Raw genomic sequence first — 25,254 nt, 5'->3', positions numbered from 1 at the left:
GAGGGCGGCGGTGCACCGCCCGGGGTCCCTACGGGGCCCGGTCCGCCGCCGGGGCGGCGGCGGACGCCGCTCCGGCCTCCGGGGCCTCCTTGAAGTCGACCCGGCCCATGTGCCGGCTCATCGACTTCATCAGGCCCCACACCGCCAGGGCGAGGGCCGCGAACACGATGAAGCCCAGGACTCCGGGGGTCACCTTGTTCTTGTCGAAGGTGTCCCCCGCCAGCGGAAGGAGCTCGGTCAGTGCTGCCTGCGTAGCGCTCATGGCTACGCATTCTCCCGGATGCCCGCGAAGAGGTCGGACTCGGGGAGGGAAGTGTCGACGAGCGACTTCGCGAGCTCGTACTCCTCCGTGGGCCAGACCTCCTTCTGGATCTCCATCGGGACACGGAACCAGCCGCCGTCCGGGTCGATCTGCGTGGCGTGCGCGATGAGCGCCTTGTCGCGGATCTCGAAGAAGTCGGCGCAGGGCACGTGCGTGGTCAGGGTCCGCTCCTTGCGCTCGAACTCCTTCCAGCGCTCGAGCCACTCCCCGTAGGGGGATTCCATGCCGCGGGAGAGCAGTGCCTCGTGCAGGGCGATGGTGCGCGGCTTGTTGAAGCCCTGGTTGTAGTAGAGCTTCCGCGGCTGGTACGCCGGGCCGAACTCGGCCTCCGGGAACTTCTCGGTGTCCGCGGCGCCGTCGAAGGCCACCATCGAGATCTTGTGGGTCATGATGTGGTCGGGGTGCGGGTAGCCGCCGTTCTCGTCGTAGGTGGTGATGACCTGCGGCTTGAAGGCGCGGATCTTCTTCACCAGCTCGCCGGCGGCCTCCTCCACGTCCGCGAGGGCGAAGCAGCCCTCGGGCAGCGGGGGCAGCGGGTCGCCCTCCGGCAGGCCGGAGTCGACGTAGCCCAGCCACTCCTGCTCGATGCCGAGGATCTGGCGCGCCTCGTCCATCTCCTTGGCGCGGACCTCGTGGATGTTCTCCTCGATGTACTTGTCACCCTGGAGCTTGGGGTTGAGGATCGAGCCGCGCTCGCCCCCCGTGCAGGTCACCACCATCACGGGAACCCCTTCGGACACGTACTTGGCCATGGTGGCCGCGCCCTTGCTCGACTCGTCGTCGGGGTGGGCATGGACGGCCATCAGTCGAAGCTGCTCGGTCAAGACAGGATCCTCTTTGAGTCGTCAGGGCGTTCGCCTCCTATAGTGACCGAATCGGGGGGTGGAAAAATTCCGGGGCTGCCCCCGGGAATCCGGAGCCTTGCCCTCCCGAAAGGAACGATCAATGAGCGCGGTACGCGAGGGGCTGCCCGAGGGTCGCTACGGCCGATCGGCGGACGAGCGTGCGGACCGCAAGCTCAAGATCGTCGGCTCGGTGCTCGGCGTCGGGCTGCTGGGCCTGGTCGGGTGGATCGGCTGGGACTACGTCGCAGGCCAGAGCGTCAGCGCCCAGGTGATCAAGTTCCAGGTGGTCTCCGACACCGAGGTGAAGGTGCAGCTGGAGGTGCGCAAGGACGCCGGGGTCACCGGGGTGTGCACCCTGAGCTCCCAGAACGAGGCGCACGCCGAGGTGGGCCGCGCGGACTTCACCTTCGGCCAGAAGGACACGCGCGTGGACGAGATGCTCTCGCTGAAGACCACCGGTCGGGCCACGATGATCGAACTGGTCGGCTGCAAGGCCGCGGGCAAGGGCACCACGCCGACGGCAGGCTGACCTCTTTCCTGCTCACGGGCCCGATGACACACTTCATACACATGGTGTCCTCCCCCTTTTCTTCCCGAATTGTTAGGCTCGTGGTTTCGCCCGCCGCTGGCGGCCAAGTAGTCCCCTGTACCGACGAGGAGCACCCGTGACCCAGACGAGCGAGAGCGTCACCTGGCTGACCCAGGCGGCGTACGACCAGCTGAAGGCCGAGCTGGACTACCTCTCTGGTCCCGCACGCACGGAGATCGCCACCAAGATCGCAGCCGCCCGCGAGGAGGGCGACCTGCGTGAGAACGGCGGTTACCACGCGGCCAAGGAGGAGCAGGGCAAGCAGGAGCTCCGCGTCCGCCAGCTGACGCAGCTCCTGGAGAACGCCAAGGTCGGCACCGCCCCCGCCTCCGACGGCGAGGTCGCGCCCGGCACGGTCGTCACCATCGCCTTCGACGGCGACGAGGACGACACCATGTCCTTCCTGCTCGCCTCGCGCGAGTACGCGTCCGGCGACTTCGAGACCTACTCCCCGCAGTCCCCGCTGGGCTCCGGTGTGATGGGCAAGAAGGTCGGCGAGAACGCCGAGTACGAGCTGCCGAACGGCAAGAAGGCCACGGTCAAGATCCTGGACGTCAAGCCCTTCCAGGGCTGATCACCCCACCCGTACGAGGAAGCCCCCGCCGGATCCGTCCGGCGGGGGCTTTCCCGTGCCCGCGTCCCTCGCGCTCCTCCGCGTACGGCCTACGCCGTCGCCGAGCGGTACTTGCGCACCGACAGCGTCCGGAAGGCCGCGATGATCAGCACGGACCACAGGACCGAGGCCACCACCGGGTGCTGCATCGGCCAGGCGGCGGGGGCCTCGTACCCCGGCGGGAAGTTGCCGAACAGCAGCCGGGCCGCCTGGACGGTGGCGCTGAACGGGTTCCACTCCGCGATGTGCCGCAGGAACGTCGGCATGTTCTCGGAGGGGACGAAGGCGTTCGAGATGAACGTCAGCGGGAAGAGCCAGATCAGCCCGCCCGAGGTGGCCGCCTCCGGGGTGCTCACCGACAGGCCGATCAGCGCGCCGATCCAGGAGAAGGCGTAGCCGAGCAGGAGCAGCAGGGCGAAGCCGCCGAGCACCTCGACGGCGCTCGTGTGGGTGCGCCAGCCGACGAGCAGGGCGACGACGGCCAGGACGACCAGGGTGAGGGTGGTCTGGACGAGGTCCGCCAGCGTGCGGCCGGTCAGGACGGCCCCGCGGGCCATGGGCAGCGAGCGGAAGCGGTCGATCAGGCCCTTGTGCATGTCGTCCGCGATGCCCGCGCCCGCTCCGGCCGTGGCGAAGGTCACGGTCTGGGCGAAGATGCCGGCCATCAGGAACTCGCGGTAGGCGGCGGGCGAGGTGTTGCCGTCGACGCTGATCGAGCCGCCGAAGACGTAGCTGAAGAGCACGACGAACATGACCGGCTGGATGACCCCGAAGATGATCACCTCGGGGATCCGGGACATCCGGATCAGGTTCCGCTTGGCGATGACCAGGGAGTCGTTGACGCCCTGGACGACGCCGCCGCGGGGGCGGGGCGCCGCGAGCTCCGGGGTCGGGGAGGCGGTGCTCATTTCTGCTCCTCCTCGTCGTTCAGGGCGGCCGCGTGGCCGGTGAGGGAGATGAACACGTCGTCGAGCGTCGGCCGGCGCAGCGCGATGTCGTCGATCTCGATGCCGCGGGAGTCCAGCTCGCGGATGACCTCGGCGAGCAGCTTGGCGCCGCCGCTGACCGGGACGGTCAGCTTGCGGGTGTGCTGCTCGACGGTGGTCTCGCCCTTGCCGAAGCCGGCGAGCACGGCGCGGGCGTCGGCGATGTGTTCGCGCTCGTGGACGACCACCTCGACGCGCTCGCCGCCGGTGCGGGCCTTGAGCTGGTCGGAGGTGCCGCGGGCGATGACCTTGCCCTGGTCGACCACGCAGATGTCGTGCGCGAGGTGGTCGGCCTCCTCCAGGTACTGGGTGGTGAGCAGCAGGGTGGTGCCGCCGGCCACGAGCTCCTGGATGACGTCCCAGAGCTGCTGGCGGTTGCGGGGGTCGAGACCCGTGGTCGGCTCGTCCATGAACATCACGGGCGGGCGGACGACGAGTGCGGCCGCGAGGTCCAGGCGCCGGCGCATGCCGCCGGAGTACGTCTTCGCGGTGCGGTCGGCGGCGTCGGCGAGGTTGAACCGCTCCAGCAGTTGACCGGCCCGGGCCTTCGCCGCCTTGCCCGTCATCTGGTAGAGCCGGCCGACCATCTGGAGGTTCTCACGGCCGGTCAGGTACTCGTCGACGGCCGCGAACTGGCCGGAGAGGCCGATGGCGCGGCGGACTTCGTTGGGGTGCTTGAGGACGTCGATGCCGGCGACGACGGCCTTGCCGCTGTCGGGCCGGAGCAGGGTGGTCAGTACGCGCACGGCCGTGGTCTTGCCGGCACCGTTGGGGCCGAGCAGCCCCAGCACGGTGCCTTCGGGGACGTCGAGGTCCACGCCGTCCAATGCCCGTACCTCGCCGAAGGTCTTGACCAGGCCTTCGGCGTAGATGGCGCCTGGCATAGGGATTCCCCCTGTGGGTATCGGGCCAGAAAACCGGTACTTTCCCAGGCAAATCTTATGGGCGCGGGTCAAGCCCTGCCCGTGCGTCGGCCGTACGCCGGCCCGTGCGCCGGCCCGAGCGTCAGCCCGCGCCGAGGTACGTGACGTTCACGGTGAGCAGGCTCTCGTTGCTCTTCAGCGTCACCCCGGGCGACTGCTTCGTGCTGCCGATCAGCAGCACCCAGTCCGTCTTCTCGTAGCTCTGCGGCGCCGTCTCCCGCCAGCCGAGGTGCTTGAGCTGCTCCCCGAGCCGCGGCAGGGCCCACTCCGCCTGCTGCGTGGTCGTGACCGCGGTCCAGTCGACCACGCTCGCGTTCTTCGTCGCGTTCGCGTCGCCCGAGCCCTTCCCCTTCTCGGGGTCCAGACCCGCGGCGCGCAGCGAGGACTTGACCTCGTCGTCCACGGCGTCGCGGCCGAGCGGCGCTCCGGTGGGCTTCGCGGAGGGTTTGGCCGACTGGGTCGCACCCGCCGCCGGCTTCTGCGGCCCCGCCGCGCCGGATCCGTCGGAGGACGAGCAGCCCGCGAGGGCGAGGGCCGCCGAGGCGGCCAGAGCGATGACGGCCGCCGATTGCGGTCTGACGCGAATGTGCACCGAGAGACTCCCACCCCATGTGAACGTGGCCGGGAGTCTCACACAAACGGCCGGATTCCGCACCCCTGTGTCACGACCGAAGGGGACAAGACCTAGCTCATCACCGTGTATCCGGCACCGTGGAGGGAGCGCGCGACCTCGGCGCAGTGCTCCGGGCCCTTGGTCTCCAGGTGCAGTTCCACCTCCACCTCCGTGAGCCCCAGCCGCGGGTCGGTCCGTACGTGGCTCACGTCCAGCACGTTCGCGTCCACCGTCGACAGCACCGCCAGCAGCCCCGCCAGCGCCCCCGGCCGGTCCGCCACGCGCAGCCGCAGCGACAGGTAGCGGCCCGCCGCCGCCATGCCGTGCCGCAGGATCCGCTGGAGCAGCAGCGGGTCGATGTTCCCGCCGGACAGCACCGCCACCACCGGGCCGCCGCCCCCGTACAGCTCGGGCCGGCTCAGCAGGGCGGCCACGGGGCTGCAGCCGGCCGGCTCGACGACGAGCTTGGCGCGCTCCAGGCAGAGCAGCAGGGCGCTGGAGAGGGCGTCCTCGGAGACCGTGCGGACGCCGTCGAGGAGGTCCCCGATGATGTGGAAGGGGATGTCGCCGGGGCGGCCGACCTTGATGCCGTCGGCCATCGTGACCGGGTTGTCGATCGAGACCGGGTGCCCGACCCGCAGCGAGGGCGGGTAGGCGGCCGCGCCCTCGGCCTGCACGCCGATCACCTTCACGTCCGGCCGCAGCGCCTTGACGGCGACCGCGATGCCCGCGGCGAGGCCGCCGCCCCCGATGCCGACGAGGATCGTCCGCACCTCGGGGCACTGCTCCAGGATCTCCAGGCCCACCGTGCCCTGGCCCGCGATGATGTCGCGGTGGTCGAAGGGGTGGATGAACACCGCCCCCGTGCGGTCCGCGTACTCCTGTGCCGCCGCCAGGGTCTCGTCGACGACCTGCCCGTGCATGCGCACCTCGGCCCCGTACTCCTGCGTCGCCGCCACCTTCGGCAGCGGCGCCCCGACCGGCATGAACACCGTCGAGCGGACGCCGAGGAGGGAGGAGGCCAGGGCCACGCCCTGCGCGTGGTTGCCGGCGCTGGCCGCGACCACCCCCGCGGCCCGCTGCTCGGGGCGCAGGCCCGCGATGCGCACGTACGCGCCGCGGAGCTTGAAGGAGCCGGTCCGCTGGAGGTTCTCGCACTTGAAGTGGACCGGGGAGCCGGTGAGGGCGCTCAGGTGCCGGCTGTTCTCCATCGGCGTGACCCGGGCGACGCCGGAGAGCATCTTCTGGGCCCCCCGGACGTCGTCGAGGATGACCTGCGGAACGGGCACGGGCACGCGGTAGTTCATGCCGCCAGTCTCGCAGCCCCCACGGGTCACGGCTCCGGGCAGCCGACACGGGTCTCGCGGACCGGGCGGGTGCCCGGGCGGACCGGTGCCGCAGGGCAGGGGTCCGGGGCGCACAGGGGGCGAAATCACGCCATCCGGGACGGGGCCGCCGCCTTGGTTCGTACCGCCCGTATCAGTTCTCGTACGAGGCGTACGGGCCGCCCCACGGCCGCGTACTCTGTCCCCCAACCTTGTCGGCCCCACGCGAAGAGAGCTCACGGCCATGCCCTCCAACCCGGCCAATTCCGACCTGCCCACGGCGGCCGAGGCGTCCGCCGAAGCCGGGCTCCTCGACGCGCTCCAGCACCAGGTGGCCGTCTTCGCCCGGCGCGCGGAGCAGACCCGCCTGGGCGGGGTCGGCCAGGCCCGCAACTCGATGGACCGCGCCGCGTACCTGCTGCTGAACCGGCTCGACCTGGAAGGCCCGATGGGCGTCAAGGCGCTCGCGGGCGGCATGGGCATCGACTCGTCCACCGTCACCCGCCAGGTCGCGCCGCTCGTCGACAGCGGCCTGGTCAAGCGCACCTCGCACCCGGAGGACGGGCGGGCCGTGGTCCTCGCGCTCTCCCCGCGCGGGCTCTCGCGCCTGGAGGAGGTCCGCTCCTCGCGGCGCGAGCTGATGGCCCGGGTGACCGAGGACTGGTCCGAGGAGGAGCGCGAGTCGTTCACCGGGCTGCTGACCCGGTTCAACGGCTCGCTGTCGGAGCTGATGGGCGCCGCGTCGGAGGCGGGCCCCGCCTCCTGAGGGCCGGGGCGGTCCGCCGGCCCGATCCGGAGTCCGTCCGACCTCTTGGCCGGGCGGTCCCGCTGCCCGCACTATGTGGCCTGTGGACGACCACGGGCCGCGCACCTACGCGGAGTTCGAGGCCTTCGTCGCAGGTGCGGCGGGGCGGCTCCTGCACGTCGCCGTCCTGCTGACCGCCGAGCCGGAGGCCGAGCCCGACGCCGCCCGCCGGCTGCTCGCGGGCGCGCTCGCGCGTACGTACGCCCAGTGGCGCCGGGTCCGCCGCGACGACCCCTACGACCACACCCGCCAGGAGCTGTGCGCCGCCTTCGCCCGCACCGGCTGGCGCCACCACGGCGGCACGGGCCCGCTCGCGCCGCTCGGCCCGCTGGAGCGGCTCGTACTGGTGCTGCGCGTGTACGAGGGCGTCGCGGAGGAGGTCACGGCCGCCCAGCTGGGGCTGCCGGTCGAGCGGGTGCGGGCGCTGTGCACCCGGGCGGTGGCGGCCGTGCGCTCCCAGGAGGCGGCGTGAGTCCCCCCGACCGCAAGGAGGACCAGGTCAGGCGGCTGCTGGAAGGCCCCCGCCCGGTGGTCCCGGCCGGGCTGGCGGCGAGTGCCGCGGCCCGCGGGGACCGGCTGCTGCGGCGCCGACGGGCGCTGCGGCGGCTCGGCTGGACGCTGCTCGCCGCGGCGGCGGTGGCCTTCGCGGTGTGGGCCTCGCTGACCCGCCCGTGGGAGGTGCCGCCGAGCGGTGTCTCCCCGCCCCTGGAGGGCTGGTAGCCACCGCCCGGCGGCGCTCCTCACACCGGATGCCGACCGGGTACTAGCCGAGGGCCCGGGTCAGGTCCGCGATCAGGTCGTCGGCGTTCTCGATGCCCACCGAGACGCGGATCAGGTCCGCCGGGACCTCCAGGGCCGAGCCGGCCACCGAGGCGTGGGTCATGCGACCCGGGTGCTCGATGAGGGACTCGACGCCGCCGAGGGACTCGGCCAGGGTGAAGACCTTGGTGCGGCCGCAGACCGCGACCGCCTCCTCCTCGCCGCCGGCGACCTGGAAGGAGATCATTCCGCCGAAGTTGCGCATCTGCTTGGCGGCGATCTCGTGGCCCGGGTGCTCGGGCAGGCCCGGGTAGAGGACCTTGGTGACCTTCGGGTGGCGCTTGAGCACCTCCACGATCTTCTCGGCGTTCTCCGCGTGCCGGTCCATGCGCACCGCGAGGGTCTTGATGCCGCGCAGCACGACCCAGGAGTCGAAGGGGCCGGCCACGGCGCCCATCGCGTTCTGGTGGTAGGCGAGCTCCTCGCCGAGCGCCGCGTCCGCGGCCACCAGTGCGCCGCCGACCACGTCGGAGTGGCCGCCCATGTACTTGGTCAGCGAGTGCACGACCACGTCCGCGCCGAGCGCGAGGGGCTGCTGCAGGTAGGGCGAGGCGAAGGTGTTGTCCACGACCAGCTTGGCGCCGGCCGACCGCGCGATGTCGGCGACGACGGCGATGTCGGTGATGCCGAGGAGCGGGTTGGAGGGGGTCTCGACCCAGATGACCTTGGTCTTCGGGGTCAGGGCGGCCCGTACGGACTCCGCGTCGGAGGTGTCGGCCACCGACCACTCCACGCCCCAGCGGGAGACGACCTTCGCGAAGAGGCGGAAGGTGCCGCCGTACGCGTCGTTCGGGATGACCACGTGATCGCCCGGGGAGAGCAGCGTACGCAGGAGGCAGTCCTCGGCGGCGAGCCCGGACGCGAAGGCCAGGCCGCGGGCCCCGCCCTCCAGCGCCGCGAGGTTCTCCTCCAGCGCGGTCCGGGTCGGGTTGCCGCTGCGGCTGTACTCGTAGCCGCCGCGCAGGCCGCCGACGCCGTCCTGCTTGTACGTGGACACCTGGTAGATCGGGGGCACGACCGCGCCGGTCTGCGGGTCCGCCGTGTTGCCCGCGTGGATCGCGCGGGTCTCGAAGCTCTGGTGCTCGTGGCTGTCGTCGCTCATGGGCAGAGCTTATGGGAGGCCGGGCCGGACGGCGGGGTGGGGCATTGGCCTTCGCGCGGGTGCGTCTGGTTCGCTGGGGGGCATGGAGATTCTGTGGTTCCTGATCGCGCTCGGCCTGCTCGTGGCCGCCTTCAGCCCGTACATTCGGCGCAGGCGGGGCGGCAGCCTGCGCCTGGTCGCGCCGGGCAGCCCCGACGCGGCCGACCCCGAGAACTACGGTTTCGCCCGCCAGGAGCACCTGGACATCCGGGTGCCCGGGCCCGACGAGGACCTGATGGACGCCCTGGAGGCCGTGCAGCGCACCGGGCAGTGGCAGGCGGCCTCGCAGCTGCTGGCCGGCACCCCGAAGGAGGGCGAGCTGCGCTGGCAGCGGGTCCAGGCCTTCGGCGGGGCCGCGGCGCTGGAGCTGGTCGCGGAGCCCGGGGTCGGCGCCCGCTGGCTGAAGGCGTGGCGGCTGGAGGCGGAGAAGGACGCGGGCGGCGCGCAGGTGCACGCGGAGCTGCTGGTGCAGCAGGCCTGGCGGCATTCGGGCGGCGTGGGCTCCACGGACCACCGGATCATCCTGGAGGAGGCCCGGGAGGCCTGCCGCAGGGCGGCGCTGCTGGCGCCGGGCGACCCCGTCCCGCACATCACGGAGCTGGCGGTGGCGCGGGCGCTGGGGTACTCGGAGGCGGAGTTCGACGCGCTGTGGGCGAAGGTCATCGACGTCGCGCCCGCGCACATGGGCGCGCACCTGGCGGCGCTGCACTACTGGTGCGAGAAGTGGCACGGCTCGCGGGAGAAGGCTGACGCCTTCGCGCACGCGGCCGCCGCCCGCGCCCCGAAGGGCTCGCTGCTGGCGGCGCTGCCGCTGTTCGCCGTGTACGAGCACGTGCCGGACGTGGTCCTGACGAACTACTGGCAGGGCGCGGTGGTGACCCGGGCCGTGGAGGGCGCGCTGTACGCGGTGCACACCGCCCGCCAGGACGACCCGATGCTGGCGCACGTACGGCACATGCTGCTGTCGTTCCTGGTGCCGATGGAGCGCTGGGCGGAGGCGATGGAGCAGATCCGCCACATCGACGGCTGCGTGGGCGCCCTCCCGTGGTCGGCCTCCCCGGACCCGGCGGCGCAGTACGCGGTCTTCCGCGCCCTGGCGGTGGCCGGCTACGAGGCCGACGGCGGCTCCCCGGCGACGCTCCCCCACTGACCCCGGAGTGATGACGGAAGTGTGACGTGGCAGCCGCGGGGCGGGCCGGGGGGAATCCCGGTCCGCCCTCGCCCGTTGAAGGGAGCACCACTAGGAGGGAATCATGTTCTCGTACCGCCGCACGCCCGAGCTCCCCACCCGCGAGGAGGCCGTCCAGGGCCGCGCGACCCCGCAGTTCTCGCTCCCGGACCGGCACACGGTCCTGGGCAACCCGCTCGCGGGGCCCTACCCGGCCGGGCTCCAGGTCGCGGACTTCGGCCTGGGCTGCTTCTGGGGCGCGGAGCGCAAGTTCTGGCAGACCCCGGGGGTGTGGACCACGCTGGCCGGCTACCAGGGCGGGTTCACCGAGAACCCGACGTACGACGAGGTGTGCTCGGGCCGGACCGGCCACACCGAGGTCGTCCGCGTGGTCTTCGACCCGGCGCAGGTCTCGTACGCCGCCCTCCTGAAGCTGTTCTGGGAGTCGCACGACCCGACCCAGGGCTTCCGCCAGGGCAACGACGTCGGCACCCAGTACCGCTCGGCGATCTACACCCACTCCGAGGCCCAGCAGGCGGAGGCCGAGGCCTCCCGCACCGCCTACCAGCAGGTCCTGGCGTCCTCCGGCTACGGCGAGATCACGACGGCGGTCCTCCCCGCCGCGGAGCGCCCCTTCTGGCCGGCGGAGCCCTACCACCAGCAGTACCTCGACAAGAACCCGGACGGCTACTGCGGCATCGGCGGCACGGGGGTCAGCTGCCCGATCGGCGTCGCGCCCGCCGGCGACTGACGACAGCGCGTCGCGTGCGCCGGACGGCTCCCCCCGGGTCGGCCGTGCCCGGGGGGATCCACCGCCCCGGGCACGCGCCGGTGCCGGCCGGGTCAGTCCGTGACGATCCGGTTGTCCTCGATCCGGCCGTCGTCCTCCGCCTTGCGCTCCACCAGGGCCGCTTCGCCCGCCTCGATGGTGGAATTCCGGATCGTGCTCCTGTTCTCGGCGCTCTCCGTGACCTCGGACCCGCTCCGAGCGGTGATGGCTCCTCCGGTGATCGTGGAGCCCCCCGCGGCCGTCTGCCGGACGGTGGTGCGCCGGGGCGGCGTGTCGGCATGGGCCCGGTCCCACCATGCGAGTGCGGCGGCGGCCGCCACGAGCACTCCCAGGGCGATGGCCAGCGACCAGCTCCACCGGTCGGTGATGACGTTGGTGACGTAACCGGTGGCAACGCTGAGCGTCACCGAAAGTGCAGCGCCCACACCGGGCTTGATCCCTGCCATGGAGCCCTCCGAGTCATGATTTCGCGGACAGTCCGACAAGTCGCCTGACTATGATGCTACTTCTCGCCAACGTGGCGCCGATCCTCCGTACCGTGATGCAGGTTCCTTGATCTGGGGAGGACGGATGCACTCCGATGCAGGACTGTTCACCGACCGCGAGGAACCGCTGGCGGCCTTCGACCGCCTGATGTCCGCCGGTGCTTCACCGGCCAGGACCCTGGTGTACTGGGGCGTTTCGGGACAGGGGAAGTCCTCCCTGCTGCGGCACATCCGCGAGGGCCGGGCCGCATCGCGGCGCTGCGAACTGATCGATCTGGATCAACTGCTGGCCGTGGACGCGCACTCCGGTGAGCTGGGGCGGGACCTGGCGACGGTGCTGGTGGACAGCATCGCCCGCGTCATCGCGAACTGGTCCGCGCGTCCCTTTCTCGCACGCCGCCGCTACGCCAGATTCCGGTCCCGCGTGCGCGCCGCGGCGAGCGCGGCCCCGACCTACGTCAACACGCACGTACAGGCGACCGAGAACAGCTCCGTCTCCGGGACCTCCGTCCACGTGGACGCCAGACAGGCCAGGGGGGCCGTCGACCGCGACGTCCTCACCGACGAGTTGTGCCGGCTGGCCCGCGGCCTGCGCCGCCGCCGCTGCGTGCTGATGCTGGACACGAGCGAGCGCCTGCGCCTGCTCACCGACGCCACGCCCGGATCCTCCGAGCACGGCGACCGCCAGGAGGGTGTCGGCCAGTGGTTCGGCGGCGTGCTGCTGCCCAGGCTCCTCGAGGAGGCGCGCGGGCTGAGGGTGGTGCTGGCCGGACGCGAGCCGGTGGAGCACCTGCCCGCACACATCGTCGCGGAACGGGTCGAGCTGACCGAGTGGACGCTGGAGCACACGTCCCAGTACCTCGATTCCTGCGGCCTCGACGCCCGGAAGCTGAGCCGTCCCGTGCACACGGTGTGCCGGGGGGTGCCGGTCTGGACCGCCCTCGTGGCCGAGCTCGCCCGGCACGGCCGCGACGCCGACGAGGCCGTCACACCTCAGTGGCTGGCCGAGTCCGCCGCCGGGCGGGCGGCCCACGAATGGCTGCCCAACCAGTTCATGCGACGCCTGCCACGGGAGCAGCGCCGCGTGGTGATGGCCTCGGCCACCCTGCGCAGCGTGTCGAAAGAGGCGGTGGCCATGCTCCTCGAAGGGACGCCGCTGTCGCCGGAGTGGTACGAAACGCTGTGCGGCTACTCCTTCATGCGCGTGGTCCAGGAGCCCCAGGGCCGGCCGGAGCGGCGCATGCACGAGCTGGTGCGGCTGGCCGTCCTCACCTACCTCGACCGCGAAGAGCCGTCCTACCGGCAGGCGTTGCACGAGCGCGCGGCGGCGTACTTCGCCGTACGCGACAGCTTCATGGACGAGGCCTACCACCGCTTCGCCACGGGCGACGCCACCTGCGTGAACGCTTGGCTGGAGCGGCGGCGCGAACTGGCACGCGTCGGTGACACGGACGAAGTGGTGCGGCTCGTCGAGATCGTCACCGCTCCGGAGCAGGCACCGCACACCTTCCGCCACTTCCCGGCCGTGGCCGCCGCGGCGGCCCTCACGGGCGGACGCATCGCGCTCGACCAGGATCGCGACGACGACGCCGAATCGCTGCTGCGCCAGGCCTGCGACAGCTTTCGGGGTGCGGGCAACAAGAAGGGTCAGGCGGAAGCACTGAAACTGCTGGGACAGGTCGCCGAGAGGGGCGGGTCCGACGAGGCGGTGGACCTGTACGAGCGGGCGCTGCGGATCGACCGGTCGCTGGGCAGGAAGAAGCCCGCCGGCCACCTGCTGCGGACACTGGCCCGGCTCCGGACGCCGTCCGACCCCGATGCGGCGGCGCGCATGTTCAAGGAAGCCCGTGCGCTCCTGCTCGCGGCGGGCGACCACATCTGCGCCGCGGACGCGCTGCGGCGCAGGGCGGATCTGCGCCGCAGGACGGGCGGGGCCTCGCAGTGGGCGGAAGGCGCCTACCGCAAGGCGCTGGAGGAGCAGCGGGCGATCGGGGACGGGATCGGCCGGGCCAGGACGATGAAATCGCTGGCGATCATGCTCGCGGAGTCACACGGACACGAAGAGGAAGCCGAATCGCTCTATCGGGAGGCGGCCGGGCTCTTCAAGGAGGCCGGGAACTCCTACGCCGCGAACGACACGCTCAACCGCCTGTGCACGCTCCTGCGCGGGACCGGCCGGGCCGAGGAGGCGGAGGCTTACTACCGCACCCTCCTGGCGGAGCACCGTGAGGAGGGCGAACGCCACGGGGAGGCGGTGATCCTGCACAACCTGGCCACCCTGCTCATCGATGCGGACCGCCCGCAGGAGGCCGAGCCCCTCCTGTGGCGGTCGGTCGAGATCAACCGGTCCCTGGGACATCCGGGGAACGAGGCGGGCAGCCTCATCTCGCTCGCCCAGCTCGCCCGGTCCGACGGCGGGTCCGACGCGGAGGAGCGGCTGCTGGCGCAGGCCGCCGATCTGGCCGACGCCCACGAGGATCCCGTGGTCCGCTCCCAGGTCCTGCACGCGCGTGCCCATTTCGCGTCGCGCAGGCACCTGCCCGAGGAGGCGGACGCCCTGTTCCACGAGGAGCTCGGCATCATGGAGAGCCTGGGCGATCGCGGCGGCGAGGCCGGCACCCTGAAGTGCCTCGGCCACCTCGCCATGAGGGAGCGCCGGTTCGCGGACGCGGAGTCGTATTTCGTGAAGGCCCTGCGCATCCAGGAGGAACGGGGGAACCGCGAGGGCCGGGCGACCGTTCTGGTCCTCCTCGGTGATGCCGCACTGCACACCAAGGGCGAGAAGGAAGCGGCGGCCCGCTACGAGAAAGCCGTGAACCTGCTCGGGGGCAGCGCCGGCGGCCTCCCCGAGGTCCATGCCCTCAGGGACCTGGCCATCCTCACGCTGCGCAGGGGCGTGCACGAGGAGTCGAATCAGCAGGAGGCGATCCGGCTCTTCGAACGGAGTCTCGCCATCGCCCTGGAGGTCGGCGACGAAGACTGCGGACTCCTGGCATGGACGAGCCTCGCCGCCCTGGGCGCCTGGAGCGGTGACCGGGAGGCGGAGGCACGCGAGATCCTGGAACGCGTCATGGTTCTCATCGCGAGGAAGTACTCTGCGCCCATCGTCCGGATCAAGGGCGCGGTCGCACGGAACATGCTGGGCATCGGCGCTCTGCGTTCGGCGCCGAACGCCCTGGCGCACGCCTCTTACACCCAGCTGTACAACGGCTGGCAGCGGGGACTGCGCCAACGCCTGCGCGTGCTGATCGCCGTCCTGCGGTCACCCGGCTAGCGCGGCGGCCGGCCGCGGGTCCGCCCCGGGCGCCGTCAGATCGTCGAGGCGTCGATCACGAAGCGGTAGCGGACGTCGCTGGACAGGACCCGGTCGTAGGCGGCGTTGATCTCGGACGCGGGGATGAGCTCGATCTCCGAGCCCAGGCCGTGCTCGGCGCAGAAGTCCAGCATCTCCTGGGTCTCGGCGATGCCGCCGATCATCGAGCCGGCCAGGGTCTTGCGGCCCTGGATGACCGAGAACAGGTTCAGCTCGACCGGCTCCTCCGGCGCGCCCACGTTCACCAGCGCGCCGTCGACCTTCAGCAGGCCGAGGTACGCGTCGAGGCCGAGCGGGGCCGAGACCGTCGAGACGACCAGGTCGAAGCTGCCGGCCAGCTCCTCGAAGGTGGACCGGTCGCTCGTGGCGTAGTAGTGGGAGGCGCCCAGCCGCAGGCCGTCCTCCCGCTTGCGCAGCGACTGCGACAGGACGGTGACCTCCGCCCCGAGGGCCGCGGCGATCTTCACGCCCATGTGCCCGAGCCCGCCGAGGCCGACGATCGCGACCTTCTTGCCGGGACCCGCCTGCCAGTGCTTCAGCGGGGAGTACAGCGTGATCCCGGCGCACAGCAGCGGGGCCGCCACGTCCAGGGACAGGCCGTCGGGGATGCGGACCGTGTAGTTCTCGTCGACGACGAGGTGCGTGGAGTAGCCGCCGTACGTGGGCTCGCCCTGCCGGTCGAGGGCGTTGTACGTGCCGGTCATGCCCTTGACGCAGTACTGCTCCTGCCCGCGCAGGCAGTACTCGCACTCCCGGCACGAGTCGACGAAGCAGCCCACTCCGACGTGGTCGCCGACCGTGAACTTGGTGACGCCCGGCCCGACTTCGGCGACGACACCGGCGATCTCGTGCCCCGGGACCATCGGGTAGATGCCCTCGCCCCAGCCGTCGCGGACCTGGTGGATGTCGGAGTGGCAGATGCCGGCGTACTTGACCTCGATCAGGACGTCGTGCTCGCCTACGGGGCGGCGCGGCACGGTGGTGCGCTCCAGCGGGGCCTTCGCGGCGGGGGCCGCGTAGGCGGCGACCTGAGCGACCCGGGCGACGTGGGCGACCTGGTGGTCGGACATGGTGAGGACTCCTCGAACGGTGCTGCTGACGGTCTGCGTGCACCGAACGATCCCCGGACGGGCCGCCGGCAGCCACGCCCCTGTCCTGCCTAGGACCGGCGGTCCTACCCCTGGCGGGGTCAGGAACACGGCCCCGGCGCCGCGGCCGCCCGGCGATACTGGCGTCATGGACCAGCTTGATCAGCGTGCCGAACTGGGCGAGTTCCTCCGCTCCCGCCGTGCGCGGCTGCGCCCCTCGGACGTCGGCCTGCCGGACTACGGGCGCCACCGCCGCGTACCCGGGCTGCGCCGCGAGGAACTGGCCCAGCTGGCGGGCGTATCGGTGGCGTACTACACCCGGCTCGAACAGGGGCACGGGCAGAACGTGTCCGCGGAGGTGCTCGACGCGATCGCCCGCGCGCTGCGCCTGGACGGTACGGAGACGGCCCACCTGACCCACCTGGCCCGCCCCCGGCCCCGCAGGCAGCGCGCGAGGCAGTACCGGGCGGAGCACGTGCGCCCGGAGCTGCGGACGCTGATGGACGCGATGGACGGGGTGCCGGCGTACCTCCTGGGGCGGCGGCAGGACGTCATCGGGTGGAACCGGCTGGCCGCGGCGGTGTTCGGGGACTTCGGCCTGCTGCCGCCCCAGGAGCGCAACCTGGTGCGGCTGGTGTTCCTGGACCCGGCGGCGGCCGAGCTCTACGCGGAGTGGGACTGCCTGGCCTGCCGGGTCGTGAGCGGTCTGCGCATGTACGCGGGCGAGCACCCGGACGACGAACAGCTGTCGGCGCTGGTCGGTGAGCTGTCGGTGAAGAACGAGGAATTCCGCCGGCTGTGGGCGGCGCACACGCTGGCGGACAACAAGACGCACGGGGTGAAGAAGCTGCGGCACCCCCTGGTCGGCGAACTGTCCCTGTCCTTCGAGACGCTGGCCCTGCCGGGCGACTCGGCACAGGTGCTGGTCACCTACCACGCGGCGCCGGGTTCCCCCTCGCAGGACGCATTGCGGATGCTGGCCTCCTGGTCGGCGCCCACCGCGCCGTCGACCCCCTCGGCCCCTTCCGCCCCGTCGGCTCCGTCTGCTCCGTCTGCTCCGTCTGCTCCGTCCTCCGACGGGGCCACGGCCTGAGCCCGTCCCGGTCCCCGCAACGGCGGATGGCGGGGAGCCTCCACCGTTTCCGGGGGGGCTCCCCGCCATCCGCGGGGTTCGGTCGGGACCGGGGTCAGGCGGCCGCGCCGGCCTTCCAGTCCGCCCAGCTCATGTTCCAGCCGTTGAGGCCGTTCTCCGGCTTGATGGTCTTGTCCGGCGAGTTGACCACCGTGACCACGTCACCGATGAGCGAGTTGTCGTAGAACCAGGCCGCGGGCTGGTTCGGGTCGTTCGCGCCCTGCGTGTCGTTCAGACCGACACAGCCGTGGCTCGTGTTCGCGCTGCCGAAGACCGAGTCCGGTCCCCAGTAGTTGCCGTGGATGAACGTGCCCGACTGGGACAGCCGCATCGCGTGCGGGACGTCCTTGATGTCGTACTCGCCCTTGCCCTCGCTGTTCTTGAAGCCGACGGTGGAGCCGTCCATCCGGGTCTCCTTGAACTTCTCGGAGATCACCATCTGGCCGTTGTACGTCGGGTTCTCCGGGGAGCCCGCCGAGATCGGGATGGTCTTGAGGACCGCGCCGTCCCGGGTGACGGTCATCTTCTTCGTCTTCGCGTCGACCGTCGAGACCTGGCTGCGGCCGATCTTGAAGGTGGCGGTCCGGTTCTGCACGCCCTGGACGCCGGGGGCGCCCTGCACCCCTTCCAGCGCCAGCTTCAGCGTGACGGTGGAGCCGGCCTGCCAGTACTGCTCCGGGCGGAAGTCCAGGCGCTGGGCGCTGAACCAGTGCCCGACGACCTCCTGGCCGCTGCTGGAGGTGACGGTGATCGCCGCCTGGACCGCCTTCTGGTCCTTGATCGCCTTGTTGAAGGTGATCGAGACCGGCATGCCCACGCCGACGGTCTGGCCGTCGTCCGGTATGAACGAGCCGACGAAGCTGTTCTCCGGGGAGACGGTGGTGAAGGACGCGTTCTCGTGCGCCTCCTTGCCGGCCTCGTCCTTGGCGGTGGCCGACAGGGCGTACTTCGTGGAGCGCTTCAGCGCGGCGTCCGGCTTCCAGCTCTTGCCGTCGGCGGCTATCTTGCCGGCCACGGCCGCGCCCTCGGAGGTCTTCAGCTCGACCGCCGTGAGGGTGCCGTCGGCGACGGCGACGTTGGCCGCGTCGTTCAGGCCGACATTGGTCGCGCCGTCCTTCGGCGTGATCGTTATCTTGGCCTTGGAGGCGTCCTTGGCCGCGGCGGCGTCCACGTCCGACTGCGACTTGCCGCTGCTCGAGTCCCCGCCCTTGGCCTTGCCTTCGTCGCCACCGCCGCAGGCCGAGAGCACCAGCACGCCACCGAGTACGGCGGATATGGCCACCAGGGACCTTCTCCGCCGCTTCTTGTCCGTCCTCACACGCCACTCCATCGTTGCCAGAACCCCCGAGCTTCCCCCGGTCACCGCCGGGTGGTGCCCCGATCAAGGCAGGGAGACACGCCCCCTGCCTCGCACCAGTCAACGCGTTGAAGGCCCGGATCGGTTCCACATCCCGTTTGAATGTGGGCAACCACACGGTCAGGCGTTGTCGGTCGTCTCTTCGTCGTACTCCCCATCTTCCTCGCCCAGGTCCCACTCCAGGGACTCGGGGTCGTATTCGACGGGCTCGCTGCTCCAGGAGGCCTGCGCCAGCTCCACCCCGGGGATGTCCGCGACCAGGTCAGTGGGGTCGACGAGGTACGCGAGCGCCTCCGATTCGTCCTCCCGTACCGCCGATTCCGCGTGGCCGCGCTCCTCGTCCGGCATGAACTCGTCGGCCTCGATGTGCGCGAGCGCGGCGCCGGTGAGCGCCTCGACGTCGGGCACTTCCAGCACCAAATCCACTCGAAGACGGACGTATCGTGATGTGTCAGAAGGGTTCATACGACGGAGCGTAAGCCCGCGACAGCCCCGACTTTCCCACGACCCGCCCTTGTCCGTAGCATCACCGCACACGGCCAATTCGCTGCGTCCGCAAGGGGGATCGCACCGTGTCCGCACGTCGACCGCTGCTCACCGCTCTCGGGGCGACCAGCCTCCTCGCCGCCCTCTGGTTCGTGCCCTCGGCGAACGCCACCGCACCGGGGTCCGCGGGGGCGGAATCCTCCACGTCCTCCGGTTCCGGTTCCGGTTCCGGTTCCGCCGCGCCGGAGTCCGCCAACACGGCGGGTACGGGGTCGGTGACCACGGTGGCGCCGGATTCCTCGGACGCCTCCGGCGACACCGCGCAGAGCGCCGGCCAGGTCCCGCTGGGGCTCGCCGACACCGGCGGGGTCGACACCACCCCGTACCTGCTGGGCGGCACGCTCTGCCTGGGCCTCGGGGCCGGGTTCGTCACGTACTCCGTCCGCCGCTCGCGCGCGTAGCGCCCGTACCGGCACACGCCGAAGGGCCGCTCCCGGAATCCTCCCGGGAGCGGCCCTTCGGCACGCGCACGACGCGGCGGCCGCGCCGCGCGGCGGCGGTACGCCTAGGCGAGCGGGCCCGTCACCGGCTCCACCGCAGCGACGAGACCGCCGCTGCGGACGAACGCGTCGGCCGCGGCCAGGTCGGGGGCGAGGAAGCGGTCCGGCCCGGGACCCTCCACACCGGCCGCGCGGGCGGCCGCGATGGCCGCCCGGCTCGCCGGGGCCGGGGTGAGCCCGTGCCGCAGCTCGATGGCGCGGGTGGCCGCGTACATCTCGATCGCGATGATCCGGGTCAGGTTGTCGACGGCGGTACGGAGCTTGCGCGCGGCCGACCAGCCCATCGAGACGTGGTCCTCCTGCATGGCGGAGGAGGGGATCGAGTCGGCGGAGGCCGGTACGGCCAGCCGCTTCATCTCGCTGACCAGGGCGGCCTGCGTGTACTGGGCGATCATCAGACCGGAGTCCACACCGGCGTCGTCCGCGAGGAACGGCGGCAGTCCGTGCGAGCGGTTCTTGTCGAGCAGCCGGTCGGTGCGGCGCTCCGCGATGGAGCCGAGGTCGGCCGCCGCGATCGCCAGGAAGTCCAGGACGTACGCGACCGGCGCGCCGTGGAAGTTGCCGTTGGACTCCACGCGCCCGTCGGGCAGCACCACCGGGTTGTCGACGGCGGAGGCCAGCTCCCGCGAGGCGACGAGGGCGGCGTGCGCCATGGTGTCGCGGCCGGCGCCGGCGACCTGCGGGGCGCAACGCACGGAGTACGCGTCCTGCACGCGCGGGGCGGACTCCTCCTGGAAGTGCCCGGTGAGCCCGGAGTCCTTCAGGACGGCGGCCATGTTCGCGGCGGAGGCGCCCTGGCCCGGGTGCGGGCGGATGGCGTGCAGCTCGGGCGCGAGCACCTTCTCGGTGCCGAGCAGCGCCTCGAGGGTCAGCGCGGCGGTGATGTCCGCGGACTTGTAGAGCTTGTCGAGGTCGGCGAGGGCCATGACCAGCATGCCGAGCATGCCGTCGGTGCCGTTGAGGAGGGCGAGGCCCTCCTTCTCCTTGAGCTCGACGGGCCGGATCCCGGCCTCGGCGAGCAGCTCGCCGGCGGGGCGCACGACCCCGTCCGGACCCTCGGCGTCGCCTTCGCCCATCAGGGTGAGCGCGCAGTGCGAGAGCGGCGCGAGGTCGCCGGAGCAGCCGAGCGAGCCGTACTCGTGGACGACGGGCGTGATGCCCGCGTTGAGTACGTCGACCATCGTCTGCGCGACGGACGGCCGGACGCCGGTGTGGCCGGAGGCGACGGTCTTCAGGCGCAGGAACATCAGGGCGCGCACGACCTCCCGCTCGACGCGCGGGCCCATGCCGGCGGCGTGCGAGCGGACGATGTTGCGCTGGAGCTGGGCGCGCAGCTCGGGGCTGATGTGCCGGGAGGCGAGGGCGCCGAAGCCGGTGGACACCCCGTAGACGGGTTCGGGCTTGGCGGCGAGGGCGTCGACGATCTCGCGGGCGCGGGCGAGGGCGTCGAGCGCCTCGCCGGACAGCTCGATCCGCGCGTTGCCGCGGGCGACGGCGATGACGTCCTCGGCGGTGGTCCCGGACGTCCCCACCACGACAGTGTGCATATCCATATTCAGCACCCTACGGACTGAATCGCTTCATGTCACTAGCGACTTTCGGGAGGGACCCTTACGCCGTCACGGCGGCGGTCACGCGCGGCCGCGGAAGCGGCGGCGTTCGCCGGCCGCCTCCTGCCCGGCGGCGTCGGCCAGGCGGACGACGGCGGTGTCGCGGCCGGCGACGACGGGCTTCGCGGAGCGGGCGGCCTTGGCCTTGTACTGGGCGGCGTCGGCCAGCCGGAACAGCCGCCGGGAGGACTTCACGGGCCCGATGGGGTCCCCGGTGGACGCGACCCCGCAGGCCACGCCCTCGCCCAGCTCCAGCTCCGCGGCGCGCAGGCACAGCTCCTCGGTGACCCGCACCACCTCGTCGGCCGGGGGGCCGACACTGACCAGGCAGAACTCGTCACCGCCGAGCCGGGCCACGAGCGCGCCGGGCAGCATCGCCCCGCAGAGGCTGAGCACGGACCCGAACCGCTCCAGCAGCCGGTCGCCCATGGCGTGGCCGTGGGTGTCGTTGACCTTCTTGAGCCCGTTCAGGTCGCAGACGACGAGGCTGACCACGGCGGCGGCGCGCCGGTGCTTCTCCAAGGCCTCGTCGAGCCGCATGTCGACGGCGCGGCGGTTGGCGAGACCGGTCAGCGGATCGGTGAAGGCGAGGCGGCGGGCCTCTTCCAGCCGCTCGTTCTGCGCGAGGCCGGCCGCCACGACGGCGGCCAGGACGGTCGCGAACTCGGCGTCGTCCTCGTCGAAGTCCGCCAGGCCCGCGTCGCGGGCTACGTACAGCTCGCCCCAGGCGCGGCCGCTGAGCACGATGGGCGCGACGACGCAGGTCCCGCGGCCGCGGCGGCGCAGGGCCTCGCCGCGCCGCCCCGGGCGCCCGCCGCCGGCCGCCTCCACCCAGGCGTGCGGGCCGCCGCCCCCGACCCACCGCTCGTGCAGGAACTCGGTGATCTCGGGGAAGTCGTGGACGGGATAGGACTCGTCCTCGGGAAACTCCTCCTCCCCGTGCCGCAGCCCGCCCTCGTTCACCAGGACGCGGAGCCGGCCGCGCTCGCGCTCCCAGGCGGAGATCGCGGCGAAGGAGCCGTCCATCGCGAGCCGGGCCCCGCGGGCGGCGGCCCGCACGCTGTCCCGCGGTGCGCATGCGGCGGCCATGGCCTGCGCCAGCCCCACGACGGCTCGCAGCCGTCCGTCGACTCCCATCACCCCAGGTTAGGGAGTTTCGTCAGATTTGCCGACAAACGCCGCGATCTTGAACCCGCGACCGGTGCCTTCGGCGGCCGGGGCCTTCGGCGCCCGAGGTCTTCGGCCTCCAGGGCCTTCGGCCTCCGGTCAGTGGCCCGGCCAGTTCGGGCGGCGCTTCTCGTTGAACGCCGCCACGCCCTCCGCCCGGTCCCCCGAGAAGGCCACCGTCCGCCAGGCCGCGTCCTCGATCTCCAGCCCGGCCGCCAGGTCCATCCCGTGGCCCAGGCGCAGGGCGCGCTTCGCCGCCCGCAGGCCCACCGGGGAGTTCGCCGCCATCCGGGCCGCCAGCGCGAGCGCCTCGTCGCGGTCCGTGCCCGCCGGGACCACCGAGTCGACCAGGCCCAGCGACAGCGCCTCCGCCGCCTCCACCCGCCGCGCCGTGAAGATCAGCTCCGCCGCCCGCGCCGCGCCCACCCGCCGCGGCAGCAGCTGCGTACCGCCGCCACCGGGAATCACGCCCACCGAGACCTCCGGCAGCCCGACCACCGCGCTCTCGTCCGCCACGATCACGTCGCAGGCCAGCGCCAGCTCGAAGCCGCCGCCCAGCGCGAAGCCGTGCACCGCCGCGATCGTGGGCATCGGCAGCTCCAGCACGCCCCCGTACGCGCCCCGCGTGGTCGGCCGCTGGCGCACCAGCTCCGCGTCCGAGAGCGAGTTGCGCTCCTTGAGGTCGGCCCCGACGCAGAACGCCCGCTCCACCGCCGACGACAGCACGACCACCCGTACCGAGGCGTCCGCCGCGAGCTCCGCGCACGCGTCGCCGATGGCCCGCGCCATCTCCGTCGAGACGGCGTTCATCGCCTTCGGCCGGTCCAGGACCAGCTCCGCGACCCCGTCCTCATGACGGCGCACAGCCACGAACTCAGACACGAAAGACCCTCCCGGTTAACGAACGTTACCCGGGGATCTTAGGCTTCCGCCGGGTCAGCGACCAGGGCTCCACGACCCCCAGTCCGCGCACCGGCCGCTGCCACATCGGCTGGAGCGCGAAGCGGTACGTGCCGCCGCCCTCCTCCGCCTCGGCCTCCTTCTCGGAGACCGGCGCGGCGCCCGTCCGGCCCAGCTCCTCCGCCATCGCGCCGTCGACGAGGACCGCGTCCTTCGGCGCTATCGACGTCAGCCGCGAGGCCAGGTTCACGGTGGTGCCGAAGACGTCGCCCATCCGGGTCGTCACCGTCCCGAACGCCATGCCGACGCGCAGCTCCGGCATCTGGGCGTCCGCTTCCATCGTCTCGATCAGCCGCAGCGCGATCTCCGCCGCCGTCGCCGCGTCGTCGGCGCAGTACAGCACCTCGTCGCCCAGGGTCTTGATCAGCCGGCCGCCGTGGGCGGCCACCAGGTCCGCCGAGGTCGTCTCGAAGGACTCGACGAGCTCGCCGAGCTCCTCCTCCTCCAGCCGCCGCGTCAGGCGCGTGAAGCCGACCAGGTCCGCGAAGCCCACCGCGAGCCGCCGGTCGACCATCTCCTCGTCGTCCGCGACCTGCACCACGCGGCCGGTGGCCGCCGCCAGCTGGCGGCGCCACACGTAGACGAGGAACTCCTCCAGCTCCGGCAGCAGCAGCTCGACCAGCGGGTACGTGACCTCCGTACGGGTCATTCCCGGCTCCGGCGGCTCCGTCAGACCCTCCAGGAAGGAATCGATCTGCCATTCGGCCAGCCGGGCGGTGGTCTGCCCGGTGGACCGCGCCACCTGCACGGCCATCGGCTCGCTCAGCAGCCCGGCCTCGACGAGGCCCGCGAGCCGGCGCAGCGCCAGTACGTCGGCCTCCGTCAGCGCCTTGGCCTGGCCGATGTCCGCGAAGCCCATGGCCCGCCAGAAGCGGGAGGCGAGCTCCATCGAGACCCCGGCGCTGCGGGCCGCCTGGAACGGGGTGTACCGGCGCTCCGCGCCCAGGATCAGCTGCTCCAGGCGGATGGCGAGCGGGTCGGCCGTCGGCTGCGCCGTGTGGTCGACCTCGTGGTGGGGAGTGTGCTGGTCGCGTCCGATCGGGGTGCCCGGACCGGTGGATCCCGAGCCGGCCGGCCCCGCGCCGCCCGTCCGGGAGGCGGACGCGCCGGACGTAGAGTCGTCGACGGTCAAGGGCCGCCTCCTGTCCATTCCGTGCGCACTGCCCTGCCGAACCGGGTGATCACCGGGAGGACCGGGATCGCCTAAACCATACGGCAGGTGTGCCGTAGCTCACTCCCCACTCCCCGCAGCCGTGGCGCCGGCGCCGGGCCGGCTACCGCACCGACCGCAGGTGGACGACGTCCCCGGCCCCCACGGCCTCGTGCTGCTCCTCGGCCGTGCGGATCACGAGCCGCCCGTCCGCGTCGACCGCTTCGGCCGTCCCGGTGAGCGTGCGGCCGCCGGGCAGGTCCGCCCGTACGTGCCGGCCGAGGGTCACGCAGTCCGCCGCGTACGCCTCCTGGAGCCCGCTGGCGGCCGGGTCCCCGCCCGCCGCGCGCCAGTCCCCGTACCACTGCTCCAGCGAGCGCAGCACGGCCTTCAGCAGGGGTTCCCGGTCCGTCACGGCGGCCTTGGCCAGGATCAGCGAACCGGCTTCCGGCACCGGCAGCTCTTCCTCGGTCAGGGTGACGTTGAGCCCGATCCCGATCACGACCCCGTCGCCGACCCGCTCGGCGAGGATGCCGCCGGTCTTGCGCTCCTCCCCGTTCACGGTGACGAGCAGGTCGTTGGGCCACTTGAGGGCCGCGTCCACGCCGGCGGCCCGGGACAGCCCGCTCGCGGCGGCCACCCCGGCCAGCAGGGTCAGCCACCCCCACCGCTCCTGCGGCACGGAATCGCCCGGCTTGAGCAGGACGGAGAAGAACAGCCCGGACCGCGGTGGTGCGACCCAGCTCCGGTCGAGCCGCCCGCGCCCGGCGGTCTGCTCCTCGGCGACGAGGACGGCCCCCTCGGGCAGCCTCCCGGCCCGGGCGGCGAGATCGGTGTTGGTGGACCCGGTGGCGGCGACCACCTCGACCGAGCTCCACAGCCCCCCGTCCGTGACGAGGGCCCGCTCCAGCGCGGCGGCGCTCAAAGGCGGCCGCTCGAGACTCGACCAGCGGCCGGTGGAAGCCGCACCTGATGCATCTGATGGCGTCATGCAAGCCAGATTAGGT

Annotated in this window: 26 protein-coding genes; 10 read left to right on the top strand and 16 right to left on the bottom strand. The window is 72.4% G+C overall.

What is annotated here, in order from left to right:
* Positions 1–28 precede the first annotated feature (28 nt).
* Both ACFYZS_RS00205 and mca read right to left on the bottom strand, forming a co-directional pair.
* The gene (locus ACFYZS_RS00205; RefSeq protein WP_366100094.1) at positions 29–262 is read right to left on the bottom strand and encodes a hypothetical protein; all 234 of its coding nucleotides are present in this window, start codon (positions 260–262) and stop codon (positions 29–31) included.
* A 2-nt stretch (positions 263–264) separates the two neighbouring features.
* The gene (gene mca, locus ACFYZS_RS00200) at positions 265–1,146 is read right to left on the bottom strand and encodes a mycothiol conjugate amidase Mca (protein WP_389005212.1); all 882 of its coding nucleotides are present in this window, start codon (positions 1,144–1,146) and stop codon (positions 265–267) included.
* 121 nt (positions 1,147–1,267) lie between these two features.
* Between mca and ACFYZS_RS00195 the strand changes: the two genes are divergently transcribed.
* Together ACFYZS_RS00195 and greA are read left to right on the top strand one after the other, a co-directional pair.
* Positions 1,268–1,696, top strand: a complete 429-nt coding sequence (locus tag ACFYZS_RS00195) for a DUF4307 domain-containing protein (protein ID WP_389005210.1) — start codon at positions 1,268–1,270, stop codon at positions 1,694–1,696.
* 136 nt (positions 1,697–1,832) lie between these two features.
* The gene (gene greA, locus ACFYZS_RS00190; RefSeq protein ID WP_389005208.1) at positions 1,833–2,330 is read left to right on the top strand and encodes a transcription elongation factor GreA; all 498 of its coding nucleotides are present in this window, start codon (positions 1,833–1,835) and stop codon (positions 2,328–2,330) included.
* An 89-nt stretch (positions 2,331–2,419) separates the two neighbouring features.
* Here greA and ACFYZS_RS00185 read toward each other — a convergent pair whose 3' ends face one another.
* The 4 genes from ACFYZS_RS00185 to ilvA all read right to left on the bottom strand — a co-directional run bounded on the left by ACFYZS_RS00185 (position 2,420) and on the right by ilvA (position 6,198).
* Positions 2,420–3,277, bottom strand: coding sequence for an ABC transporter permease (locus ACFYZS_RS00185; protein ID WP_389005206.1), 858 nt, complete (start codon positions 3,275–3,277; stop codon positions 2,420–2,422).
* The gene (locus tag ACFYZS_RS00180) at positions 3,274–4,239 is read right to left on the bottom strand and encodes an ATP-binding cassette domain-containing protein (RefSeq protein WP_389005204.1); all 966 of its coding nucleotides are present in this window, start codon (positions 4,237–4,239) and stop codon (positions 3,274–3,276) included. The genes ACFYZS_RS00185 and ACFYZS_RS00180 overlap by 4 nt, the downstream gene beginning before the upstream one ends.
* Before the next feature lie 121 nt (positions 4,240–4,360).
* On the bottom strand, positions 4,361–4,870 hold the full coding sequence (locus ACFYZS_RS00175; protein ID WP_389005202.1) for a hypothetical protein: 510 nt from the start codon (positions 4,868–4,870) through the stop codon (positions 4,361–4,363).
* 92 nt (positions 4,871–4,962) lie between these two features.
* Positions 4,963–6,198: a threonine ammonia-lyase gene (gene ilvA / locus ACFYZS_RS00170; protein ID WP_389005200.1), complete on the bottom strand. Its 1,236-nt coding sequence runs from the start codon at positions 6,196–6,198 to the stop codon at positions 4,963–4,965.
* Between the two features lie 262 nt (positions 6,199–6,460).
* Here ilvA and ACFYZS_RS00165 point away from each other — a divergent pair, with 262 nt between their 5' ends.
* From ACFYZS_RS00165 to ACFYZS_RS00155, 3 genes are all read left to right on the top strand, one after another.
* A complete protein-coding gene (locus tag ACFYZS_RS00165) occupies positions 6,461–6,982 on the top strand; it encodes a MarR family winged helix-turn-helix transcriptional regulator (RefSeq protein WP_389005198.1) in 522 nt (173 codons plus the stop codon).
* Between the two features lie 82 nt (positions 6,983–7,064).
* A complete protein-coding gene (locus tag ACFYZS_RS00160; protein ID WP_389005196.1) occupies positions 7,065–7,493 on the top strand; it encodes a sigma factor-like helix-turn-helix DNA-binding protein in 429 nt (142 codons plus the stop codon).
* Entirely contained in the window at positions 7,490–7,741 is a 252-nt protein-coding gene (locus ACFYZS_RS00155) for a hypothetical protein (RefSeq protein WP_389005194.1), read from the top strand. The genes ACFYZS_RS00160 and ACFYZS_RS00155 overlap by 4 nt, the downstream gene beginning before the upstream one ends.
* Positions 7,742–7,784: 43 nt before the next feature.
* On the opposite strand, the gene ACFYZS_RS00150 is transcribed toward ACFYZS_RS00155, so the two are convergent.
* On the bottom strand, positions 7,785–8,942 hold the full coding sequence (locus ACFYZS_RS00150; RefSeq protein WP_389005192.1) for a cystathionine gamma-synthase: 1,158 nt from the start codon (positions 8,940–8,942) through the stop codon (positions 7,785–7,787).
* 82 nt (positions 8,943–9,024) lie between these two features.
* Here ACFYZS_RS00150 and ACFYZS_RS00145 point away from each other — a divergent pair, with 82 nt between their 5' ends.
* A complete protein-coding gene (locus tag ACFYZS_RS00145; protein ID WP_389005190.1) occupies positions 9,025–10,131 on the top strand; it encodes a hypothetical protein in 1,107 nt (368 codons plus the stop codon).
* 103 nt (positions 10,132–10,234) lie between these two features.
* Positions 10,235–10,900, top strand: coding sequence for a peptide-methionine (S)-S-oxide reductase MsrA (msrA, locus tag ACFYZS_RS00140; protein ID WP_389005188.1), 666 nt, complete (start codon positions 10,235–10,237; stop codon positions 10,898–10,900).
* Between the two features lie 92 nt (positions 10,901–10,992).
* Here msrA and ACFYZS_RS00135 read toward each other — a convergent pair whose 3' ends face one another.
* Positions 10,993–11,385 carry a hypothetical protein gene (locus ACFYZS_RS00135; RefSeq protein ID WP_389005186.1) on the bottom strand — a complete coding sequence of 131 codons (393 nt, stop codon included), beginning with the start codon at positions 11,383–11,385 and terminating at the stop codon, positions 10,993–10,995.
* A 124-nt stretch (positions 11,386–11,509) separates the two neighbouring features.
* On the opposite strand from ACFYZS_RS00135, the gene ACFYZS_RS00130 reads away from it, so the two are divergent.
* The gene (locus tag ACFYZS_RS00130) at positions 11,510–14,698 is read left to right on the top strand and encodes a tetratricopeptide repeat protein (protein ID WP_389005184.1); all 3,189 of its coding nucleotides are present in this window, start codon (positions 11,510–11,512) and stop codon (positions 14,696–14,698) included.
* Between the two features lie 35 nt (positions 14,699–14,733).
* On the opposite strand, the gene ACFYZS_RS00125 is transcribed toward ACFYZS_RS00130, so the two are convergent.
* On the bottom strand, positions 14,734–15,807 hold the full coding sequence (locus ACFYZS_RS00125) for an NAD(P)-dependent alcohol dehydrogenase (RefSeq protein WP_389005182.1): 1,074 nt from the start codon (positions 15,805–15,807) through the stop codon (positions 14,734–14,736).
* 166 nt (positions 15,808–15,973) lie between these two features.
* Here ACFYZS_RS00125 and ACFYZS_RS00120 point away from each other — a divergent pair, with 166 nt between their 5' ends.
* On the top strand, positions 15,974–16,918 hold the full coding sequence (locus ACFYZS_RS00120; RefSeq protein ID WP_389005180.1) for a helix-turn-helix transcriptional regulator: 945 nt from the start codon (positions 15,974–15,976) through the stop codon (positions 16,916–16,918).
* Positions 16,919–17,012: 94 nt separating this feature from the next.
* On the opposite strand, the gene ACFYZS_RS00115 is transcribed toward ACFYZS_RS00120, so the two are convergent.
* Together ACFYZS_RS00115 and ACFYZS_RS00110 are read right to left on the bottom strand one after the other, a co-directional pair.
* The gene (locus tag ACFYZS_RS00115) at positions 17,013–18,287 is read right to left on the bottom strand and encodes an Ig-like domain-containing protein (protein ID WP_389005178.1); all 1,275 of its coding nucleotides are present in this window, start codon (positions 18,285–18,287) and stop codon (positions 17,013–17,015) included.
* A 147-nt stretch (positions 18,288–18,434) separates the two neighbouring features.
* Entirely contained in the window at positions 18,435–18,731 is a 297-nt protein-coding gene (locus tag ACFYZS_RS00110; protein ID WP_389005176.1) for a hypothetical protein, read from the bottom strand.
* A 155-nt stretch (positions 18,732–18,886) separates the two neighbouring features.
* Here ACFYZS_RS00110 and ACFYZS_RS00105 point away from each other — a divergent pair, with 155 nt between their 5' ends.
* A complete protein-coding gene (locus ACFYZS_RS00105) occupies positions 18,887–19,261 on the top strand; it encodes a hypothetical protein (RefSeq protein WP_389005174.1) in 375 nt (124 codons plus the stop codon).
* Between the two features lie 104 nt (positions 19,262–19,365).
* On the opposite strand, the gene hutH is transcribed toward ACFYZS_RS00105, so the two are convergent.
* The 5 genes from hutH to ACFYZS_RS00080 form a co-directional block, all read right to left on the bottom strand.
* Positions 19,366–20,907: a histidine ammonia-lyase gene (gene hutH, locus ACFYZS_RS00100; RefSeq protein WP_389006247.1), complete on the bottom strand. Its 1,542-nt coding sequence runs from the start codon at positions 20,905–20,907 to the stop codon at positions 19,366–19,368.
* Between the two features lie 84 nt (positions 20,908–20,991).
* A complete protein-coding gene (locus ACFYZS_RS00095) occupies positions 20,992–22,107 on the bottom strand; it encodes a diguanylate cyclase domain-containing protein (protein ID WP_389005172.1) in 1,116 nt (371 codons plus the stop codon).
* Positions 22,108–22,236: 129 nt separating this feature from the next.
* A complete protein-coding gene (locus ACFYZS_RS00090; protein ID WP_389005170.1) occupies positions 22,237–23,019 on the bottom strand; it encodes an enoyl-CoA hydratase/isomerase family protein in 783 nt (260 codons plus the stop codon).
* 25 nt (positions 23,020–23,044) lie between these two features.
* The gene (locus ACFYZS_RS00085) at positions 23,045–24,229 is read right to left on the bottom strand and encodes an adenylate/guanylate cyclase domain-containing protein (protein ID WP_389005168.1); all 1,185 of its coding nucleotides are present in this window, start codon (positions 24,227–24,229) and stop codon (positions 23,045–23,047) included.
* 142 nt (positions 24,230–24,371) lie between these two features.
* Positions 24,372–25,238, bottom strand: coding sequence for a biotin--[acetyl-CoA-carboxylase] ligase (locus tag ACFYZS_RS00080; protein ID WP_389005166.1), 867 nt, complete (start codon positions 25,236–25,238; stop codon positions 24,372–24,374).
* Between the last annotated feature and the right edge of the window lie 16 nt (positions 25,239–25,254).

The sequence above is a fragment of the Streptomyces sp. NPDC001903 genome (genome assembly GCF_042891345.1).
In the GTDB taxonomy this organism is placed as follows: domain Bacteria; phylum Actinomycetota; class Actinomycetes; order Streptomycetales; family Streptomycetaceae; genus Streptomyces.
Note: the sequence above shows the minus strand (reverse complement) of the source record. Positions and strands in the feature narration are given on the sequence as shown.

Excerpts from the sequence above, each read along its gene's own strand:
- ACFYZS_RS00205 (WP_366100094.1), bottom strand. The coding sequence starts at position 262 with ATGAGCGCTACGCAGGCAGCACTGACCGAGCTCCTTCCGCTGGCGGGG.
- ACFYZS_RS00195 (WP_389005210.1), top strand. The coding sequence starts at position 1,268 with ATGAGCGCGGTACGCGAGGGGCTGCCCGAGGGTCGCTACGGCCGATCG.
- ACFYZS_RS00185 (WP_389005206.1), bottom strand. The coding sequence starts at position 3,277 with ATGAGCACCGCCTCCCCGACCCCGGAGCTCGCGGCGCCCCGCCCCCGC.
- ACFYZS_RS00180 (WP_389005204.1), bottom strand. The coding sequence starts at position 4,239 with ATGCCAGGCGCCATCTACGCCGAAGGCCTGGTCAAGACCTTCGGCGAG.
- ilvA (WP_389005200.1), bottom strand. The coding sequence starts at position 6,198 with ATGAACTACCGCGTGCCCGTGCCCGTTCCGCAGGTCATCCTCGACGAC.
- ACFYZS_RS00165 (WP_389005198.1), top strand. The coding sequence starts at position 6,461 with ATGCCCTCCAACCCGGCCAATTCCGACCTGCCCACGGCGGCCGAGGCG.
- ACFYZS_RS00150 (WP_389005192.1), bottom strand. The coding sequence starts at position 8,942 with ATGAGCGACGACAGCCACGAGCACCAGAGCTTCGAGACCCGCGCGATC.
- ACFYZS_RS00145 (WP_389005190.1), top strand. The coding sequence starts at position 9,025 with ATGGAGATTCTGTGGTTCCTGATCGCGCTCGGCCTGCTCGTGGCCGCC.
- msrA (WP_389005188.1), top strand. The coding sequence starts at position 10,235 with ATGTTCTCGTACCGCCGCACGCCCGAGCTCCCCACCCGCGAGGAGGCC.
- ACFYZS_RS00135 (WP_389005186.1), bottom strand. The coding sequence starts at position 11,385 with ATGGCAGGGATCAAGCCCGGTGTGGGCGCTGCACTTTCGGTGACGCTC.
- ACFYZS_RS00130 (WP_389005184.1), top strand. The coding sequence starts at position 11,510 with ATGCACTCCGATGCAGGACTGTTCACCGACCGCGAGGAACCGCTGGCG.
- ACFYZS_RS00125 (WP_389005182.1), bottom strand. The coding sequence starts at position 15,807 with ATGTCCGACCACCAGGTCGCCCACGTCGCCCGGGTCGCTCAGGTCGCC.
- ACFYZS_RS00120 (WP_389005180.1), top strand. The coding sequence starts at position 15,974 with ATGGACCAGCTTGATCAGCGTGCCGAACTGGGCGAGTTCCTCCGCTCC.
- ACFYZS_RS00115 (WP_389005178.1), bottom strand. The coding sequence starts at position 18,287 with ATGGAGTGGCGTGTGAGGACGGACAAGAAGCGGCGGAGAAGGTCCCTG.
- hutH (WP_389006247.1), bottom strand. The coding sequence starts at position 20,907 with ATGCACACTGTCGTGGTGGGGACGTCCGGGACCACCGCCGAGGACGTC.
- ACFYZS_RS00095 (WP_389005172.1), bottom strand. The coding sequence starts at position 22,107 with ATGGGAGTCGACGGACGGCTGCGAGCCGTCGTGGGGCTGGCGCAGGCC.
- ACFYZS_RS00080 (WP_389005166.1), bottom strand. The coding sequence starts at position 25,238 with ATGACGCCATCAGATGCATCAGGTGCGGCTTCCACCGGCCGCTGGTCG.